Source organism: Streptomyces sp. NPDC059696, assembly GCF_042733745.1.
GTDB lineage: Bacteria > Actinomycetota > Actinomycetes > Streptomycetales > Streptomycetaceae > Streptomyces.
The window spans coordinates 1-18,123 of sequence record NZ_JBHWFG010000035.1 but is presented as its reverse complement, the minus strand read 5'-3'; the positions used below and the strand labels follow the sequence as shown (position 1 = coordinate 18,123).

General features: G+C 70.7%; 16 protein-coding genes. All 16 read left to right on the top strand.

The genetic code is table 11. The annotated features are described in order from the left end of the window. The first annotated feature begins 221 nt into the window (after nt 1–221). The 16 genes from rsmH (at nt 222) to ACFV20_RS29945 (ending at nt 17,973) form a co-directional block, all read left to right on the top strand. Nucleotides 222–1,178, top strand: a complete 957-nt coding sequence (gene rsmH / locus ACFV20_RS30020; protein WP_385662179.1) for a 16S rRNA (cytosine(1402)-N(4))-methyltransferase RsmH — start codon at nt 222–224, stop codon at nt 1,176–1,178. 31 nt (nt 1,179–1,209) lie between these two features. Beyond that, a complete protein-coding gene (locus tag ACFV20_RS30015) occupies nt 1,210–1,659 on the top strand; it encodes a hypothetical protein (protein WP_385662176.1) in 450 nt (149 codons plus the stop codon). Nucleotides 1,660–1,664: 5 nt separating this feature from the next. After that, a complete protein-coding gene (locus ACFV20_RS30010) occupies nt 1,665–3,623 on the top strand; it encodes a peptidoglycan D,D-transpeptidase FtsI family protein (protein WP_385662173.1) in 1,959 nt (652 codons plus the stop codon). A 193-nt stretch (nt 3,624–3,816) separates the two neighbouring features. Continuing rightward, nucleotides 3,817–5,337 carry a UDP-N-acetylmuramoyl-L-alanyl-D-glutamate--2,6-diaminopimelate ligase gene (locus ACFV20_RS30005; RefSeq protein WP_385662171.1) on the top strand — a complete coding sequence of 507 codons (1,521 nt, stop codon included), beginning with the start codon at nt 3,817–3,819 and terminating at the stop codon, nt 5,335–5,337. 28 nt (nt 5,338–5,365) lie between these two features. Next, complete coding sequence (murF, locus tag ACFV20_RS30000; RefSeq protein ID WP_385662167.1) at nt 5,366–6,781, top strand: UDP-N-acetylmuramoyl-tripeptide--D-alanyl-D-alanine ligase; 1,416 nt, start codon at nt 5,366–5,368, stop codon at nt 6,779–6,781. Then, a complete protein-coding gene (mraY, locus tag ACFV20_RS29995; protein ID WP_037670865.1) occupies nt 6,781–7,872 on the top strand; it encodes a phospho-N-acetylmuramoyl-pentapeptide-transferase in 1,092 nt (363 codons plus the stop codon). The genes murF and mraY overlap by 1 nt, the downstream gene beginning before the upstream one ends. Next, nucleotides 7,854–9,305, top strand: a complete 1,452-nt coding sequence (gene murD / locus ACFV20_RS29990) for a UDP-N-acetylmuramoyl-L-alanine--D-glutamate ligase (protein ID WP_385662165.1) — start codon at nt 7,854–7,856, stop codon at nt 9,303–9,305. Before mraY ends, murD begins: the two co-directional genes overlap by 19 nt. Nucleotides 9,306–9,440: 135 nt before the next feature. Beyond that, nucleotides 9,441–10,805: a putative lipid II flippase FtsW gene (gene ftsW, locus ACFV20_RS29985; RefSeq protein ID WP_385662162.1), complete on the top strand. Its 1,365-nt coding sequence runs from the start codon at nt 9,441–9,443 to the stop codon at nt 10,803–10,805. A gap of 6 nt (nt 10,806–10,811) precedes the next feature. Beyond that, nucleotides 10,812–11,909, top strand: coding sequence for an undecaprenyldiphospho-muramoylpentapeptide beta-N-acetylglucosaminyltransferase (gene murG / locus ACFV20_RS29980; protein WP_385662160.1), 1,098 nt, complete (start codon nt 10,812–10,814; stop codon nt 11,907–11,909). Nucleotides 11,910–11,934: 25 nt separating this feature from the next. Further along, nucleotides 11,935–12,729 carry a cell division protein FtsQ/DivIB gene (locus ACFV20_RS29975; RefSeq protein WP_385662157.1) on the top strand — a complete coding sequence of 265 codons (795 nt, stop codon included), beginning with the start codon at nt 11,935–11,937 and terminating at the stop codon, nt 12,727–12,729. Nucleotides 12,730–13,017: 288 nt separating this feature from the next. Then, nucleotides 13,018–14,211 carry a cell division protein FtsZ gene (gene ftsZ, locus ACFV20_RS29970; RefSeq protein WP_385662155.1) on the top strand — a complete coding sequence of 398 codons (1,194 nt, stop codon included), beginning with the start codon at nt 13,018–13,020 and terminating at the stop codon, nt 14,209–14,211. 10 nt (nt 14,212–14,221) lie between these two features. After that, nucleotides 14,222–14,953 (top strand): peptidoglycan editing factor PgeF, encoded by a 732-nt coding sequence (gene pgeF / locus ACFV20_RS29965; protein WP_385662152.1) that lies wholly within the window; start codon nt 14,222–14,224, stop codon nt 14,951–14,953. A gap of 6 nt (nt 14,954–14,959) precedes the next feature. Beyond that, complete coding sequence (locus ACFV20_RS29960) at nt 14,960–15,679, top strand: YggS family pyridoxal phosphate-dependent enzyme (RefSeq protein WP_385662149.1); 720 nt, start codon at nt 14,960–14,962, stop codon at nt 15,677–15,679. Between the two features lie 129 nt (nt 15,680–15,808). Beyond that, on the top strand, nt 15,809–16,450 hold the full coding sequence (locus ACFV20_RS29955) for a cell division protein SepF (protein WP_033312670.1): 642 nt from the start codon (nt 15,809–15,811) through the stop codon (nt 16,448–16,450). 59 nt (nt 16,451–16,509) lie between these two features. Beyond that, nucleotides 16,510–16,797 carry a YggT family protein gene (locus ACFV20_RS29950; protein WP_385662145.1) on the top strand — a complete coding sequence of 96 codons (288 nt, stop codon included), beginning with the start codon at nt 16,510–16,512 and terminating at the stop codon, nt 16,795–16,797. Nucleotides 16,798–16,851: 54 nt separating this feature from the next. Beyond that, nucleotides 16,852–17,973: a DivIVA domain-containing protein gene (locus ACFV20_RS29945; protein WP_053671892.1), complete on the top strand. Its 1,122-nt coding sequence runs from the start codon at nt 16,852–16,854 to the stop codon at nt 17,971–17,973. Nucleotides 17,974–18,123: the final 150 nt, after the last annotated feature.

Genomic DNA, 18,123 nt, shown 5'->3' with positions numbered 1-18,123 from the left:
TAAAGTGACGCGAAGCGGGAGGCGAGACTCTCCCCGCTGGACTGAATTCTTCGGAGACCCCGGCCACGACCGGAGATCTCCCCGCGTGCGCGGCGCGTACGTACGGCTCGGCCTCCTCCCGCTCCCGGTCGGCTGACGCTTCCGGCGCCGGCAGGCCTCCCCTTCACGAGCGGGCGGGGACCCGGCGGTGCGGACGGCCGCGCCGGATCTGAGAGGGCCCCTTGAGCGAGAGTCGACACGTCCCGGTGATGCTCCAGCGGTGCCTGGATCTGCTGGCACCCGCGCTGGAGGGCCCGGACGCCGTGGTCGTCGACTGCACCCTCGGCCTCGGCGGTCACAGCGAGGCGCTCCTGGCGCGGTTCCCCGGCACCCGGCTCGTCGCCCTCGACCGCGACAAGGAGGCCCTGCGCCTGTCCGGCGAGCGCCTCGCGCCCTACGGCGAGCGCGCCACCCTCGTCCACGCCGTCTACGACGAACTCCCCGAGGTGCTGCACCGGCTCGGCATCGCGCGCGTGCAGGGCGTCCTGTTCGACCTGGGCGTCTCCTCCATGCAACTCGACGAGGCCGACCGGGGATTCGCCTACGCCCAGGACGCCCCCCTCGACATGCGCATGGACCAGACGACCGGCGTCAGCGCCGCCGAGGTCCTCAACACCTACCCGCCGGGCGAACTCGTGCGCATCCTGCGGGCCTACGGCGAGGAGAAGCAGGCCAAGCGGATCGTCGGCGCGATCGTGCGGGAGCGGGAGAAGGAGCCGTTCAGCAACAGCGCGCGGCTCGTCGAACTGATCCGCGACGCCCTGCCCCAGGCGGCCAAGCGCACCGGCGGCAACCCGGCCAAGCGCACCTTCCAGGCCCTGCGCATCGAGGTCAACGGCGAACTCTCCGTCCTGGAACGCGCGATCCCCGCCGCCGTGAAGGCGCTCGACGTGGGCGGCCGGATCGCCGTGCTGTCGTACCACTCGCTGGAGGACCGGCTGGTCAAGCAGGTGTTCGCGGCGGGCGCCGCCACCACCGCGCCGCCCGGGCTGCCCGTCGTCCCCGAGCGCTACCAGCCGCGGCTCAAGCTGCTGACCCGGGGTGCCGAACTCCCCACGGAAGAGGAGATCGCCGAGAACCGGCGAGCGGCACCGGCGCGGCTGCGCGGGGCCGAGCGCATCAGGGAGGACGTCGAGTGAGGCGTGTGCAGGCCGGACCGAGGGAGCGTGCGTGAGCGGCAAACCCGAACTGAAGGGGAGGGCGGCCCGACTCGCGCGGCTCCTCCCGACCGGCCCCGGGCAGGCCGCCCGCACGCCCTTCGTCCTCCTGGTGGTCCTCCTCCTCGGCGGCGGTCTCATCGCCCTCCTGGTGCTGAACTCGGCGCTCAGCGAAGGCGCGTTCAAGCTCGACGACCTCCAGCGCGGGACCAAGAACCTCACCGACGAGGAGCAGGCCCTCCAGCGGGACATCGACGCCTACTCCGCGCCCGACGCCCTGCAGCGCCGCGCCCGCGAGCTCGGCATGGTGCCCGGCGGCGATCCCGCCTTCCTGGGCCCCGACGGATCCGTCAAGGGCGTCCCCAGCGCCGCTCCCGGTGTCCGGCGGTCCGCAGCGCACACCCCCCTGGTCCTCGCCCCCGAGGCCATGACCGACGGCCTCGCCCCGACCCCCGGCAGGTGACGGAAGTGTCCGACAGGCAACCGCCGCGTCGCCGTGTGCCCGGCCCCGCCAGGCCCGCCCGGCCGGACGCCCGGCGCCGCCCCGGCCCCGGCGCCCGCCCGGCCCGGCGCCCGGGGCAGGCCCGCCCGGCGGCGCCCAAGCCGCTGCGCCTCGGCAGCCCCCGCCCCCGGCTGCGCCTGGTCGGCCTCGCGCTGACCCTGGTGCTGACCGCCTTCGTCGTGCGGCTGTTCCAGGTGCAGGCCGTCGACGCGAGCACCTACGCCGCCAAGGCCCAGCAGAACCGGTACGTCGGGCAGGTGCTGGCCGCCGACCGGGGCGAGATCACCGACCGCTCCGGGGTGGCCCTCGCGACCAGCGAGGACGCCTACGACATCACCGCCGACCCCACGATGTTCGCCCCGAAGATGCTGAAGATCGGTGACGGCCCTGAGCAGGCGGCCGCCCTCCTCGCGCCGATCCTCGGCCAGGAGCAGGAGGACCTGGTCGGGAAGCTGCGGCCGAAGAACACGGCCCTGCGCTACGTCAAACTGGCCTCCCGCCAGACCCCGCAGGTCTGGAAGCAGATCAAGGACCTCAAGTCGGCCCTCGCCAAGAAGGCGGAGACGGACAAGTCCACGCCCAACGTGCTCTCGGGTGTCTTCTCCGTCGCCACCAGCAAGCGGGTGTACCCGGGCGGTGACCTCGCCGCCGGGATACTGGGCTGGGTCAACGGCGAGGGCAAGCCCGGCGGCGGCATCGAGCTGCAGCTGAACAAGCAGCTCGCCGGCAAGGACGGCAAGATCCGCTACGCCCAGTCCGGCGGCCGGCTGGTGCCCACCGCGGGCTCCACCGAGACACCCGCCGTCCCCGGCAGCGACGTCGAGCTCACCATCGACCGCGACATCCAGTGGGCCGCCCAGAACGCCATCAGCGAACAGGTGAAGGAGTCGGCGGCCGACCGCGGCTACGTCATCGTCCAGGACACCCGCACCGGACAGATCCTGGCCATGGCGAACTCGCCCGGCTTCGACCCGAACGACCTGTCCGACGCCGACCCGGCCGCCCTCGGCAACGCCGCGCTCCAGGACGCCTTCGAGCCCGGCTCCACCGCCAAGGTCATGTCGATGGCCGCCGTCCTCCAGCAGAACGTCGCCACCCCCGGCACCCACGTGGTCGTGCCCAACCGGCTGCACCGCGGCGACCGGCTGTTCAAGGACGACATCGACCACCCGACCTGGTACCTCACGCTCAACGGCGTGCTCGCCAAGTCCAGCAACATCGGCACCATCCTCGCCACCGGACAGCTCGGCAGGACCCAGGCCCAGGCCAACAAGGTCCTCTACGACTACCTGCGCAAGTTCGGCCTCGGCGGCTACACCGGGCTCGGCTTCCCGGGCGAGACCAAGGGCATCCTGGCCCCGCCCGACAAGTGGTCGACCTCGCAGCAGTACACGATCCCTTTCGGCCAGGGCGTCTCCATCAACGCCATGCAGGCGGCCTCCGTGTACTCGACCATCGCCAACGGCGGCGTACGGATCGAACCGTCCCTGGTGCGCGGCACCAGAGGCCCCGACGGCCGGTTCACGCCCGCCCCGAAGCCCGAGAAGACCCGGGTCGTCAGCGACAGGACGGCGAAGACCCTCGCGCGGATGCTGGAGTCGGTCGTGGACGACGAGGAGGGCACCGGCACCAAGGCGCGTATCCCCGGCTACCGCGTCGCGGGCAAGACGGGTACCGCCAACCGCGTGGATCCGGCCACCGGCAAGTACCACGGCTACACCTCGTCGTTCGCCGGGTTCGCGCCCGCCGACAAGCCCCGCATTACCGTCTACTGCGCCATCCAGAACGCCACTCAGGGCAGCTACTTCGGCGGGCAGATCTGCGGCCCCGTCTACAAGAAGGTCATGGAGTTCGCACTGAAGTCCCTCCAGGTCCCCCCGACCGGCGCCAAGGCCGCGAAGCTGCCCGTCTCCTTCCAGCAGTGACCAGGGCCGACCCGCCCTGATCAGCACTCAGCCCCACCGACCCACCAGGACCGCCTCCGTGACAACGATCACCCCCGAGCCCGGCAACCCGAGCAGCCCCCGCCCCTCGCTTCGCCCGGAGGCGGGTGCGCCCGGTACGCTCACCGCCGTGCCACACGCTGATCAGTCCCAAACCACCCAGAAGGGCCATCCCGTGACATACCCCGGGCCGCCCAGGCCGGTGCACGTCTCCGCCACACCCCTCGCGGAACTCGCCGATCAGCTGGGTGCTTCCACGCCGGAGAGCGCCGCCGAGGTCACGGGCATCACCCATGACTCGCGCGCCGTACGTCCCGGCGACCTGTACGCCGCCCTCCCGGGGGCCCGGCTGCACGGCGCCGACTTCGTCAACCAGGCCGCGGGCCTCGGTGCCGCCGCCGTGCTGACCGACCCGACCGGCGCCGAGCGCGCCGCCGCGTCCGGTCTGCCGGTCCTGGTCGTCGACGACCCGCGCGGGCGGATGGGCGAGCTGGCCGCCACGATCTACGGCCACCCCGGCCGGGACCTGCTCCAGATCGGCATCACCGGCACCTCCGGCAAGACCACCACCGCCTACCTCGTCGAGGGCGGCCTGCGGACGATCCGGTCCACCGGCCTGATCGGCACGGTCGAGATGCGCATCGGCGACGAGCGCATCAAGTCCGAGCGCACCACCCCCGAAGCCACCGACCTCCAGGCCCTGTTCGCCGTCATGCGCGAGCGCGGCGTGGACGCGGTCGCCATGGAGGTCTCCAGCCACGCCCTGGTCCTCGGCCGGGTCGACGGCTGCGTCTTCGACATCGGCGTCTTCACCAACCTCAGCCCGGAGCACATGGAGTTCCACTCCGGCATGGAGGACTACTTCCAGGCGAAGGCGCAGCTCTTCACCCCGAAACGGGGCAAACTCGGCGTGGTCAACGTCGACGACGAGTACGGGCGCAGACTGGCCAAGGAGGCCGGCGTCCCGGTCGTCACCTACTCCGCCGAGGGCCACCCCGACGCCGACTGGCGCGCCGAGGACGTCCAGGTCGGCCGGCTGGACTCGACGTTCACCGTCATCGGCCCCAAGGGCGAGCGGATCTCCGCGAAGTCGCCGCTGCCCGGCCCGTTCAACGTGGCCAACACCCTCGCCGCGATCGTCGCCCTCGCCGTCGCCGGACTCGACCCGCAGGCCGCCGCCGACGGTGTCGCCGCCGTCCCGGGCGTGCCGGGCCGCCTGGAGCGCGTGGACGCCGGGCAGCCCTACCTCGCGGTCGTCGACTACGCCCACAAGACCGACGCCGTCGAGTCCGTGCTGCGCGCCCTGCGCAAGGTCACCGAGGGCAGGCTGCACATCGTCCTCGGCTGCGGCGGCGACCGGGACCGGACCAAGCGCGAGCCCATGGGCGCCGCCGCGGCGCGGCTGGCCGACACCGCCGTACTGACCTCAGACAACCCCCGTGGCGAGGACCCCCTCGCGATCCTCGCCACGATGCTCCAGGGCGCGGCGTCCGTGCCCGCGCACGAGCGCGGCGAGGTGCAGGTCTTCGAGGACCGGGCCGCCGCGATCGCCGCCGCCGTCGCCCGCGCCGAGCCCGGCGACACCGTGCTGGTCGCGGGCAAGGGCCACGAGCAGGGCCAGGACATCGCCGGTGTGGTCCGTCCCTTCGACGACCGCCAGGTGCTGCGCGAAGCCATCCAGAAGACCCAGGGATGAAAATCCAGAAGACCCAGGGGATGAACTTGTGATCGCCCTCTCCCTCGCCGAGATCGCAGAAGTCGTCGGCGGGCAGACGCACGACATACCGGATCCGTCCGTCCAGGTCACCGGCCCGGTCGTCCGGGACTCCCGAGAGGCGGGGCCGGGCAGTCTGTTCGTGGCCTTCGCCGGCGAACGCGTGGACGGCCACGACTTCGCCGCGGCGGTCGTCGAGGCGGGAGCGGTGGCCGTGCTCGGCACCCGGCCCGTCGGCGTCCCCGCGATCGTCGTGGACGACGTCCAGAGCGCCCTCGGCGCCCTCGCCCGGCACGTCGTGACCCGCCTCGGAGCCACGCTCGTCGCCCTCACCGGCTCGGCGGGCAAGACCAGCACCAAGGACCTCATCGCCCAGGTGCTGCAGCGCAAGGCGCCGACGGTGTTCACGCCCGGCTCGCTCAACAACGAGATCGGGCTGCCGCTCACCGCCCTCAGCGCCACCGAGGAGACGAAGTTCCTCGTCCTGGAGATGGGCGCCCGCGGCATCGGCCACATCCGCTACCTCACCGGCCTGACGCCCCCGAAGGTCGGTCTCGTCCTCAACGTCGGCAGCGCCCACATCGGCGAGTTCGGCGGCCGCGAGCAGATCGCCCAGGCCAAGGGCGAACTCGTCGAGGCCCTGCCGTCCGAGGCCGACGGCGGCACCGCGATCCTCAACGCGGACGACCCCTACGTACGCGCCATGGCCTCCCGTACGAAGGCGAAGGTGCTCTTTTTCGGAGAGTCCGGCGAAGCGGACGTTCGCGCCGAGAACGTGCGACTCACGGACACCGGACAGCCTTCGTTCAGACTTCACACACCCTCCGGTGCAAGCGATGTGACCATGCGCCTGTACGGTGAGCACCACGTGTCGAACGCGCTCGCCGCGGCCGCCGTCGCCCACGAGTTGGGCATGTCCGCTGACGAGATCGCCGTCGCGCTCTCCGAGGCGGGCTCCCTCTCCCGCTGGCGGATGGAGGTCACCGAGCGCCCGGACGGCGTGACGGTCGTCAACGACGCCTACAACGCGAACCCCGAGTCGATGAAGGCCGCGCTGCGCGCGCTCGTGGCCATCGGCAAGGGACGTCGTACGTGGGCGGTGCTCGGCAAGATGGCCGAGCTCGGGGACGAGGCTCTCGCCGAGCACGACGCGGTCGGACGGCTCGCCGTCCGGCTCAACGTCAGCAAGCTCGTCGCGGTTGGTGGCAGGGAAGCCGCCTGGCTGCAACTGGGCGCATATAACGAGGGTTCGTGGGGTGAGGAGTCGGTGCACGTGTCCGACGCACAGGCGGCGATCGACCTGTTGCGCAGCGAGCTGCGCCCGGGGGACGTCGTGCTCGTGAAGGCGTCCCGTTCGGTCGGCCTGGAGAGCGTGGCGCAGGCGCTCATCGAGACCGGTGCCGAGGGTGAGGTTTCCGCCCGATGATGAAGCAGATCCTGTTCGCAGGAGTCATTGGCCTCTTCCTGACCCTGGTCGGGACGCCGCTGCTGATCAAGCTGCTCGCCCGCAAGGGCTACGGCCAGTACATCCGCGACGACGGCCCGCGCGAGCACGCCAGCAAGCGCGGTACGCCGACCATGGGCGGTATCGCCTTCATCCTGGCCACGGTCGCCGCGTACTTCCTGGCCAAGGTGATCACGGGCTATCTGGACCCGGACGTCGACGCGGCGCCGACCTTCTCGGGCCTGCTGGTGCTCGGCCTGATGGTCGGCATGGGCCTGGTCGGCTTCCTCGACGACTACATCAAGATCGTCAAACGGCGTTCGCTCGGTCTGCGCGCCAAGGCGAAGATGGCCGGACAGCTGATCGTCGGCATCGGCTTCGCGGTGCTGTCGCTGCAGTTCGCGGACAACCGCGGCAACACCCCGGCCTCCACCAAGCTGTCGTTCATCACGGACTTCGGCTGGACGATCGGCCCCGTGCTGTTCGTGGTCTGGGCGCTGTTCATGATCCTCGCCATGTCGAACGGCGTGAACCTCACCGACGGTCTGGACGGTCTGGCCACCGGCGCCTCGGTGCTCGTCTTCGGCGCCTACACCTTCATCGGCGTCTGGCAGTTCCAGGAGTCCTGCGCCAACGCGCAGACGCTGACCAACCCGGGCGCCTGCTACGAGGTGCGCGACCCCCTCGACCTCGCGGTGGTCGCCTCCGCGCTGATGGGCGCCTGCCTCGGCTTCCTGTGGTGGAACACCTCGCCGGCCAAGATCTTCATGGGTGACACCGGTTCGCTCGCGCTCGGCGGTGTGCTCGCCGGCCTCGCGATCTGCTCGCGCACCGAACTGCTGATGGCCATCCTCGGCGGCCTCTTCGTCCTGATCACCATGTCCGTGGTGATCCAGGTCGGTTCGTTCCGCCTCACCGGCAAGCGCGTCTTCCGGATGGCACCGCTCCAGCACCACTTCGAACTCAAGGGCTGGTCCGAAGTGCTCGTCGTGGTCCGCTTCTGGATCATCCAGGGCATTTGTGTCATCGTCGGACTCGGCCTCTTCTACGCAGGATGGGCAGCGGACAAGTGACCACCTCGGAGCCCTTCGACTTCCAGGGCAAGCACGTCACCGTGGCGGGACTCGGCGTCTCCGGCGTCCCGGCCGCCAAGGCGCTGCACGGCCTGGGCGCGATCGTCACGGTCGTCAACGACGGCGCCGACGAGCGCGCGCGGGCGCAGGCGGCCGGCCTGGAGGCGCTCGGCGTCACCGTGCGCCTCGGCGACGGCGACACACTGCCGGAGGGCACCGAGCTGATCGTCACCGCCCCGGGCTGGCAGCCGGACAAGCCGCTGTTCGCGGCGGCGGAGCGGGCGGGCGTCCCGGTCTGGGGCGACGTCGAACTGGCCTGGCGCCTGCGCGGCCCCGACGCCGCCGACTGGCTGGCCGTCACCGGCACCAACGGCAAGACCACCACCGTCCAGATGCTGGCGTCGATCCTGAAGGCGGCGGGCCTGCGCACGGCCGCCGTCGGCAACATCGGCGTCTCCCTGCTGGACGCGGTGCTCGGCGAGGAGAAGTACGACGTCCTGGCCGTGGAGCTGTCCAGTTACCAGCTGCACTGGGCACCCTCCCTGCGCGCCCACTCGGCCGCGGTGCTCAACCTCGCCCCGGACCACCTCGACTGGCACGGCTCCATGGAGGCGTACGCGGCCGACAAGGGCCGCATCTACGAGGGCAACCGCGTGGCCTGCGTCTACAACGTGGACGCCACCGACAAGCCGTCCACCGAGGACCTGGTCCGTGAGGCCGACGTGGAGGAGGGCTGCCGGGCCGTCGGCTTCACGCTGGGCACGCCCGGGCCCTCCCAACTCGGCGTCGTGGAAGGCATCCTGGTCGACCGCGCCTTCGTCGAGAACCGGCACAAGAACGCCCAGGAACTCGCCGAGGTCGCCGACGTCGACCCGCCGGCCCCGCACAACATCGCCAACGCCCTCGCCGCCGCGGCCCTCGCCCGCGCCTACGGCGTGCCCGCCAGGGCCGTACGGGACGGCCTGCGGGCCTTCACCCCGGACGCGCACCGCATCGCCCACGTCGCGGACGTGGACGGGGTCGCGTACGTCGACGACTCCAAGGCCACCAACACACATGCGGCGGAAGCCTCGTTGGCGGCCTACGAGCCGATCGTGTGGATCGCGGGCGGGCTCGCGAAGGGCGCGACCTTCGACGAACTGGTCGCCAAGTCGGCGAAGCGGCTGCGGGGCGCCGTGCTGATCGGCGCGGACCGCGCCCTCATCCGGGAAGCCCTGGCGCGACACGCCCCGCAGGTACCGGTCGTCGACCTCGACCGGACCGACACTGGGGCGATGCGCGCGGCGGTCCAGGAGGCGCGGACACTCGCTCAGCCGGGCGACACGGTGCTGCTGGCTCCGGCCTGTGCCTCCATGGACATGTTCGCCAACTACAACAAGCGCGGGGACGCCTTCGCGGACGCCGTCCGTGAACTCGGCTCCGCCGACGGCTGACCCGGGTCCGCCTCGCCCGGCGGCGGTGCCGGGCGTACCTGGGAGGGACGCGTGACACGGATGTGGCTGGTGCCCGAGCGGCCTGGGGGCGTGCACCGCGCGACGTCCCCCTCCGGCACGGCAGGGTGAGCGCCGATGCCCACCAGCCGCACCGGACGGCCGCCGACCCCCCGCGCCCCCAGGCGCCCCGCCGCGCCACGGCCCGCGCGTGAGAACGGCGTCCTCGGCCTCTACACCCGCGCACGCAAGGGCTGGGACCGGCCGCTGACCGCCTACTACCTGATCCTCGGCGGCAGTCTGCTGATCACCGTGCTGGGCCTGGTGATGGTCTACTCGGCCTCCCAGATCACCGCGCTGCAGATGTCGCTGCCGGGTTCGTACTTCTTCCGCAAGCAGTTGCTCGCGGCGGGCATCGGCACCGGACTGCTCTTCGCGGCCTCGCGGATGCCGGTGCGACTGCACCGGGCACTCGCCTACCCCATCCTCGCGGGCGCCGTCTTCCTCATGGCCCTCGTGCAGGTCCCGGGGATAGGGGTCTCGGTCAACGGCAACCAGAACTGGATCTCCCTGGGCGGCTCCTTCCAGATCCAGCCCAGCGAGTTCGGCAAGCTCGCCCTGGTGCTGTGGGGCGCCGACCTGCTGGCCCGCAAGCAGGACAGGAAGCTGCTGAACCAGTGGAAGCACATGCTGGTGCCGCTGGTCCCGGCCGCCTTCATGCTGCTCGGCCTGATCATGATCGGCGGCGACATGGGCACCGCGATCATCCTCACGGCCATCCTGTTCGGCCTGCTCTGGCTGGCCGGGGCACCCACCCGGCTGTTCGCCGGAGTGCTGTCGGTCGCCGCCGTCCTCGGCCTGATCCTCATCAAGACCAGTCCCAACCGCATGGCACGCCTGCAGTGCCTGGGCGCCACCGAACCCCAGTCGGGGCCCGTGGACTGCTGGCAGGCCGTGCACGGGATCTACGCCCTCGCCTCCGGCGGAATCTTCGGCTCCGGGCTGGGTGCCAGTGTGGAGAAATGGGGCCAACTCCCCGAAGCCCACACCGACTTCATCTTCGCCGTCACCGGTGAGGAACTGGGCCTGGCGGGGACGCTGTCGGTACTCGCCCTCTTCGCGGCTCTAGGCTATGCGGGTATCCGCGTGGCCGGACGCACGGAGGACCCCTTCGTCAGGTATGCCGCGGGAGGCGTGACCACCTGGATCACGGCCCAGGCCGTGATCAACATCGGTGCGGTGCTCGGTCTGCTGCCGATCGCCGGTGTCCCGCTCCCGCTGTTCTCCTACGGGGGATCCGCCCTGCTGCCGACCATGTTCGCCATCGGGCTGCTGATCGCCTTCGCGCGTCAGGACCCCGCTGCGCGGATGGCGCTTGCGATGCGGCAACCCCGCTTTGGTAGAAAGCGGGGGGTGGTGGGCACCGGTTCCGGTCGGAGTCCCCGGAGATGGAACACGATGCGACGGCGTGCCTCGGCGGCACGCTCGTCCGGAGAGCGGTGAATTTCGGTGCATGTCGTACTCGCCGGCGGAGGAACCGCGGGCCACATCGAGCCCGCGCTCGCCCTCGCGGACGCCCTGCGCAGGCAGGACCCGAGCGTGGGCATCACGGCCCTGGGCACGGAGCGCGGCCTCGAGACCCGGCTCGTACCCGAGCGCGGGTACGAACTCGCGCTGATCCCCGCCGTTCCGCTGCCGCGCAAGCCCACCCCCGAGCTGATCACCGTCCCGGGCCGGCTGCGCGGCACCATCAAGGCGACCGAGCAGATCCTGGAGCGCACCAAGGCGGACGCCGTGGTCGGCTTCGGCGGCTACGTCGCCCTGCCCGGCTACCTCGCCGCCAAGCGCCTGGGCGTGCCGATCGTCATCCACGAGGCCAACGCCCGCCCGGGCCTGGCCAACAAGATCGGCTCGCGCTACGCCAGCCAGGTCGCCGTCTCCACGCCCGACAGCAAGCTGCGGGGCGCCCGCTACATCGGCATCCCGCTGCGCCGCTCCATCGCGACCCTGGACCGGGCCGCCGTACGCCCCGAGGCCCGGGCCGCGTTCGGCCTCGACCCGAACCTGCCCACGCTGCTGGTCACCGGCGGCTCCCAGGGCGCCCGGCGCCTGAACGAGGTCGTCCAGCAGGTCGCGCCCTGGCTCCAGCAGGCGGGAATCCAGATCCTGCACGCGGTCGGGCCGAAGAACGAACTGCCGCAGGTCCACCAGATGCCGGGAATGCCCCCCTATGTGCCGGTAAGTTACCTGGACCGGATGGACCTCGCGTACGCCGCGGCCGACATGATGCTCTGCCGTGCGGGCGCGATGACCGTCGCCGAACTCTCCGCCGTCGGGCTCCCGGCCGCCTACGTCCCGCTGCCCATCGGCAACGGCGAACAGCGGCTCAACGCCCAGCCGGTGGTCAAGGCCGGCGGCGGACTGCTGGTCGACGACGCGGAACTGACGCCCGAGTGGGTCCAGCACAACGTCCTGCCCGTGCTCGCCGATCCGCACCGGCTGTACCAGATGTCCCGCGCCGCCGCCGAGTTCGGCCGCCGGGACGCCGACGACCTGCTCGTCGGCATGGTGTACGAGGCGATCGCCGCCAGCCGTGCACACCGATAGGACTGTATGACGGAAGGCAGGGAGCGTGGCCGGATCGACCACCGCCGAACGCGGTGAACGCCAGCAGGAGTCGTCCGGCCCGCCGCCCCGTCTGCGGTCGCGGCGCGCCCGGCTGCGCGCACTCGTCCTCCTGGGCCTCGCCCTGGTCTTCCTCGGCATCCCGACGGTCTGGCTGTTCTACGGCTCCGACTGGCTGCGCGCCGAGCAGGTCTCCGTCTCCGGCACCGGCGTCCTGACACCGGCTCAAGTCGAAGCGGCGGCCGAGGTTCCGCTCGGGAAGCCGCTGATTTCCGTCGACACCGATGCGATCGAGGCACGACTGCGCCGGAAATTGCCCCGAATTGACTCGGTTGACGTGGTCCGTTCCTGGCCGCATGGAATCGACCTGAAAGTGGTCGAGCGGACTCCGGTTCTGCTGGTCCAAAAGGGCCGAAAATTCGTCGAAGTGGACGACGACGGTGTCCGCTTCGCCACGGTTTCCCGGGCCCCGAAAGGCGTCCCCACGCTGGAATTGACGCTCTCCCGGTCCGGCTCCGCCGCCGCGAGCCTGCGCCGCTTCGGCGAGGCACGGCTGGTGCGCGAGGCCGTCGGCGTCGCCCGCATGGTTCCGGCCGCCGTCGCGCGCGAGACACGGACCGTCAAGGTCCGTTCCTACGACGCCATCTCGCTGGAGCTGCGGGACGGCCGTACGGTCGCCTGGGGGAGCAGTGAGAAGGGCGCCGCCAAGGCCCGTACTCTCATCGCCTTGATGAAAGCAACGCCCGATGCGGGGTACTTCGACGTGAGTGTGCCCACCGCCCCGGCGTCATCAGGGAGTTGACGCACATCAGCGCAGGCCAGCACCCTGGTTGGGCAGTGCTACGGCTGATCACATAGGGTGAAAAGAAAAACGGGAGGTTCGGCGTGTTCGTTGAACGTGCGCCACTTGTCGACTTAGTGTCCTGTTCAGAAGACTCCAAGGAACGGACACACTGGTAACCCTAAACTTCAGGGTTAGGGTTCGGGTCGGCGATACGGACCGTCCCATTCGGCATCAGTCGTCGGGTCGCGGGGCGCAGGGCGTCACGCTGATCCGTCGACACGTAACTCGAGGCGAGAGGCCTTCGACGTGGCAGCACCGCAGAACTACCTCGCAGTCATCAAAGTCATCGGTGTCGGCGGCGGTGGTGTCAATGCCATCAACCGGATGATCGAGGTCGGTCTCAAGGGCGTCGAGTTCATCGCCATCAACACCGACGCGCAAGCCCTGTTGATGAGCGACGCCGACGTCAAGCTCGACGTCGGCCGTGAACTCACCCGCGGACTCGGCGCCGGAGCCAACCCGGCCGTCGGCCGCAAGGCCGCCGAGGACCACCGCGAGGAGATCGAGGAGGTCCTCAAGGGGGCCGACATGGTCTTCGTGACAGCCGGAGAAGGCGGCGGCACCGGCACCGGCGGCGCGCCCGTCGTGGCCAACATCGCTCGCTCGCTCGGCGCCCTCACCATCGGTGTGGTCACGCGCCCGTTCACCTTCGAGGGACGGCGCCGCGCGAACCAGGCCGAGGACGGCATCGCCGAGCTCCGCGAAGAGGTCGACACCCTCATCGTCATCCCCAACGACCGGCTGCTGTCCATCTCGGACCGCCAGGTCTCGGTGCTCGACGCCTTCAAGTCGGCCGACCAGGTCCTGCTCTCCGGTGTCCAGGGCATCACCGACCTCATCACCACCCCGGGCCTCATCAACCTCGACTTCGCCGACGTCAAGTCGGTCATGTCCGAGGCCGGCTCGGCCCTGATGGGCATCGGCTCCGCCCGCGGCGACGACCGCGCCGTGGCCGCCGCCGAGATGGCGATCTCCTCGCCGCTGCTGGAGGCGTCCATCGACGGCGCCCGCGGTGTCCTGCTCTCCATCTCCGGCGGCTCCGACCTCGGCCTGTTCGAGATCAACGAGGCCGCGCAGCTGGTCAGCGAGGCCGCCCACCCCGAGGCCAACATCATCTTCGGCGCGGTGATCGACGACGCCCTCGGCGACGAGGTGCGGGTCACCGTGATCGCGGCCGGCTTCGACGGAGGCCAGCCGCCCGCCAAGCGGGACACCGTCCTCGGCTCGTCCTCGGCCAAGCGCGAGGAGCCGGCCCCGGTCCGGCAGGCCGAGAGCCGCCCGTCCTTCGGCTCGCTGGGCAGCGTGACCCCGAAGGAGGACCCGGAGCCCGCGCCCGAGCCGGTCAAGGACATCCCGGTCGCCCCGCCGGTCCCGCCGGCCCCGCGGACCTACTCGGACAGCGCGGCCGAGGAACTGGACGTACCGGACTTCCTCAAGTGATCCTTCAGTCGTGATAGGACAGCGCGAAAGCGCGAGCGGCGCGCACTTCGGCTTCACCGACCGGTGGGGCGGGGTGAGCGCCGCTCCGTATGAGGAGCTCAACCTCGGCGGAGCGGTCGGCGACGATCCCGAAGCCGTGCACACCAACCGGGACCTGGCCGCCAAGTCCCTCGGTCTCGACACGGACCGGGTCGTCTGGATGAACCAGGTGCACGGGGCGGACGTGGCGGTGGTGGACGGGCCGTGGGGATCTTCGGCCCCGGTCCCGTCGGTCGACGCGATCGTCACCACGCAGCGCGGGCTCGCCCTCGCCGTGCTCACCGCCGACTGCGTGCCCGTACTGCTCGCCGACCCCGTCGCCGGGATCGCCGCCGCGGCCCACGCGGGCCGGCCCGGCATGATCGCCGGGGTCGTCCCGGCCGCGGTGCGCGCCATGACGGAACGGGGCGCCGAGCCCTCCCGGATCGTCGCCCGCACCGGGCCCACCGTCTGCGGCCGGTGCTACGAAGTGCCCGAGGCGATGCGCGCCGAGGTGGCCGCCGTCGAGCCGGCGGCGTACGCCGAGACGAGTTGGGGCACACCGGCGGTCGACGTGAGCGCCGGAGTGCACGCCCAGCTGGAACGGCTCGGGGTGCGCGACCGGCAGCAGTCGCCGGTGTGCACGCTGGAGTCGCGCGATCACTTCTCGTACCGCCGCGACCGCACCACCGGTCGGCTCGCGGGTTATGTGTGGCTGGACTGACAGGACATGACGGACCGTAAGGACGAACTCGCCGCGAATCTGGCGAAAGTGGAACGGCGGATCGCCGACGCGTGCGCGGCCGCGGGGCGGGCACGTGACGAGGTGACCCTGATCGTGGTCACCAAGACCTACCCCGCGAGTGACGTACGGATCCTCGCGGATCTCGGCGTCCGGCACGTCGCCGAGAACCGCGACCAGGACGCGGCCCCCAAGGCCGAGGCCTGCTCGGATCTGCCCCTCACCTGGCACTTCGTGGGTCAACTCCAGACCAACAAGGTGCGTTCGGTGGTCGGTTACGCGGATTTCGTGCAGTCCGTCGATCGTTCCAAGCTCGTCACAGCTCTGTCGAAGGAGGCGGTCCGGACCGGACGCGAACTGGGATGCCTCCTCCAGGTCGCGCTCGACGCCGGCGAGAGCGCCCGCGGTGAGCGGGGCGGCGTCGCGCCCGACGGGATCGCGGAGTTGGCGGATCTCGTGGCCGGCTCGCCGGGGCTCCGGCTCGACGGGCTGATGACCGTCGCGCCGCTCACCGGCGAGTACGCGGGACGCGAACAGGCTGCCTTCGAGCGGCTGATGGTTTTGTCGACCGACCTGCGCCGGAGTCACCGGGCTGCCACCATGGTCTCGGCAGGGATGAGTACGGACCTCGAACAGGCCGTGACGGCCGGAGCGACACATGTGCGCGTCGGCAGCGCGGTACTCGGAGTCCGCCCCAGGCTCGGGTAACGTCGCCAAGAAGTCGGACCACAGCAGAAAATATGGTCATTGCCGCCGATAGGCGGATTCAAGGACCACGTGGATCGCGGGCACTTGGCAGTCGTCAGCCGATCCACCACAGAGCGGAGGACTCAGAGCATGGCCGGCGCGATGCGCAAGATGGCGGTCTACCTCGGCCTCGTGGAGGACGATGGGTACGACGGCCGCGGATTCGATCCCGACGACGACTTCGAACCCGAACTGGACCCGGAGCCCGAGCGGGACCACCGACGGCACGAGCCGTCCCACCAGCCGCACGTCTCACATCAGCCCCAAAGGGACGAAGAGGTACGAGTCGTGCAGCCCCCCGCGCCTCGCGAGCCGGCCCCCCGCTCCGCTTCGCTCCCCGCGGAATCCAACCGCCCGGCGCGCATCGCGCCCGTGGCATCCATCACACAAGAACGCGCAAGTCTGGAGAAGAACGCACCGGTGATCATGCCCAAGGTCGTGTCCGAACGAGAGCCTTACCGGATCACCACGCTTCACCCGCGGACCTACAACGAGGCCCGTACCATCGGGGAACACTTCCGTGAAGGCACCCCGGTGATCATGAACTTGACTGAGATGGACGACACAGATGCGAAGCGACTTGTCGACTTTGCGGCAGGTTTGGTGTTTGGTCTTCACGGCAGCATCGAGCGGGTGACGCAGAAGGTGTTCCTGTTGTCGCCTGCTAACGTCGATGTCACGGCGGAGGACAAGGCCCGCATCGCAGAGGGCGGGTTCTTCAACCAGAGCTGAGACGCACCACCGGAACAGCAGTACCGAGCAGGGCACAGGGGAGAGGGAAGCAAGAGGTCATGGGCGTGGTTTTGGATGTCGTCTACATCGCGCTGATGTGCTTCCTCATCGTGCTCATCTTCCGGTTGGTCATGGACTATGTCTTCCAGTTCGCCCGCTCATGGCAACCCGGCAAGGCGATGGTGGTCGTTCTGGAGGCCACCTACACTGTCACCGATCCACCGCTGAAGCTTCTGCGGCGGGTCATTCCGCCGCTGCGTCTCGGGGGCGTGGCGCTCGACCTGTCCTTCTTCGTACTGATGATCATCGTCTACATCCTGATCACACTCGTGCAGAAAGCGATGTGAGCGATGTGACAGATACGTCTTGCCGACTGCCGACGACTACGTTGAGGTGAAGAGATGCCGTTGACCCCCGAGGACGTGCGGAACAAGCAGTTCACGACCGTCCGCCTCCGAGAAGGCTATGACGAGGACGAGGTCGATGCCTTCCTCGACGAGGTCGAAGCCGAACTGACCCGCCTGCTCCGTGAGAACGAGGACCTGCGCGCCAAGCTGGCCGCGGCCACGCGCGCTGCTGCGCAGAACCAGCAGAACATGCGCAAGCCTCCGGAGCCGCAGCAGGATCAGCAGCAACAGCAGCAGGGCATGCGCGGTCCCGGCGGTCCTGTACCCGCCGGCATATCGGGCCCGCCGCAGCAGCAGATGGGTGGCCCCATGGGTGGTCCGCCCCAGCTGCCGAGCGGTGCCCCGCAGCTGCCCGCCGGTCCCGGCGGTCAGGGTGGACCCCAGGGTCCCGGCCCGATGGGCCAGGGTCCGGGTCCGATGGGCCAGCCCCCGATGCAGCAGCAGATGGGCGGCCCCATGGGCGGCCCCGGCCCGATGGGCGGTCCGATGGGCGGCCCCGGTCAGCAAGGCCCCGGTGGCGACAGCGCCGCCCGCGTTCTCTCGCTGGCCCAGCAGACCGCCGACCAGGCGATCGCCGAGGCCCGTTCCGAGGCGAACAAGATCGTCGGCGAGGCGCGTTCGCGTGCCGAGGGTCTGGAGCGTGACGCCCGTGCCAAGGCCGACGCCCTGGAGCGGGACGCGCAGGAGAAGCACCGCGTCGCGATGGGCTCCCTGGAGTCCGCCCGCGCCACGCTGGAGCGCAAGGTCGAGGACCTGCGCGGCTTCGAGCGCGAGTACCGCACGCGCCTGAAGTCGTACCTGGAGTCGCAGCTGCGCCAGCTGGAGACCCAGGCCGACGACTCGCTGGCCCCGCCGCGCACCCCGGCGACCGCGTCCCTCCCGCCGTCCCCGGCGCCTTCCATGGCACCGGCCGGCGCGAGCGCCCCGTCCTACGGTGGTGGCAACCAGACGATGGGCGGCGCCCCTTCGCCGTCCGCTCCGTCCTACGGTGGTCAGCAGCAGATGTCGCCGGCGATGACCCAGCCGATGGCTCCGGTGCGGCCGCAGGGCCCGTCCCCGATGGGTCAGGCGCCCTCGCCGATGCGGGGCTTCCTGATCGACGAGGACGACAACTGACGGCCTGATGGCCAGTAGTACGGCATAGACGTCGGCAGCGTTCAGGGCGAGGCCCCGGGTGGGAACCCGGGGCCTCGCCCTTTCGCGCTGTGTGTCGTGCCACGTCTGTTCGTGCGTACGCAACGCCGAAGGCCCGGTCCCGCCAAGATC

Coding starts and splice junctions, on each gene's coding strand:
- mraY (WP_037670865.1), top strand. CDS start 6,781: ATGAAGCAGATCCTGTTCGCAGGAGTCATTGGCCTCTTCCTGACCCTG.
- murD (WP_385662165.1), top strand. CDS start 7,854: ATGGGCAGCGGACAAGTGACCACCTCGGAGCCCTTCGACTTCCAGGGC.
- ftsW (WP_385662162.1), top strand. CDS start 9,441: ATGCCCACCAGCCGCACCGGACGGCCGCCGACCCCCCGCGCCCCCAGG.
- ACFV20_RS29960 (WP_385662149.1), top strand. CDS start 14,960: ATGACGGACCGTAAGGACGAACTCGCCGCGAATCTGGCGAAAGTGGAA.
- ACFV20_RS29955 (WP_033312670.1), top strand. CDS start 15,809: ATGGCCGGCGCGATGCGCAAGATGGCGGTCTACCTCGGCCTCGTGGAG.
- ACFV20_RS29950 (WP_385662145.1), top strand. CDS start 16,510: ATGGGCGTGGTTTTGGATGTCGTCTACATCGCGCTGATGTGCTTCCTC.
- ACFV20_RS29945 (WP_053671892.1), top strand. CDS start 16,852: ATGCCGTTGACCCCCGAGGACGTGCGGAACAAGCAGTTCACGACCGTC.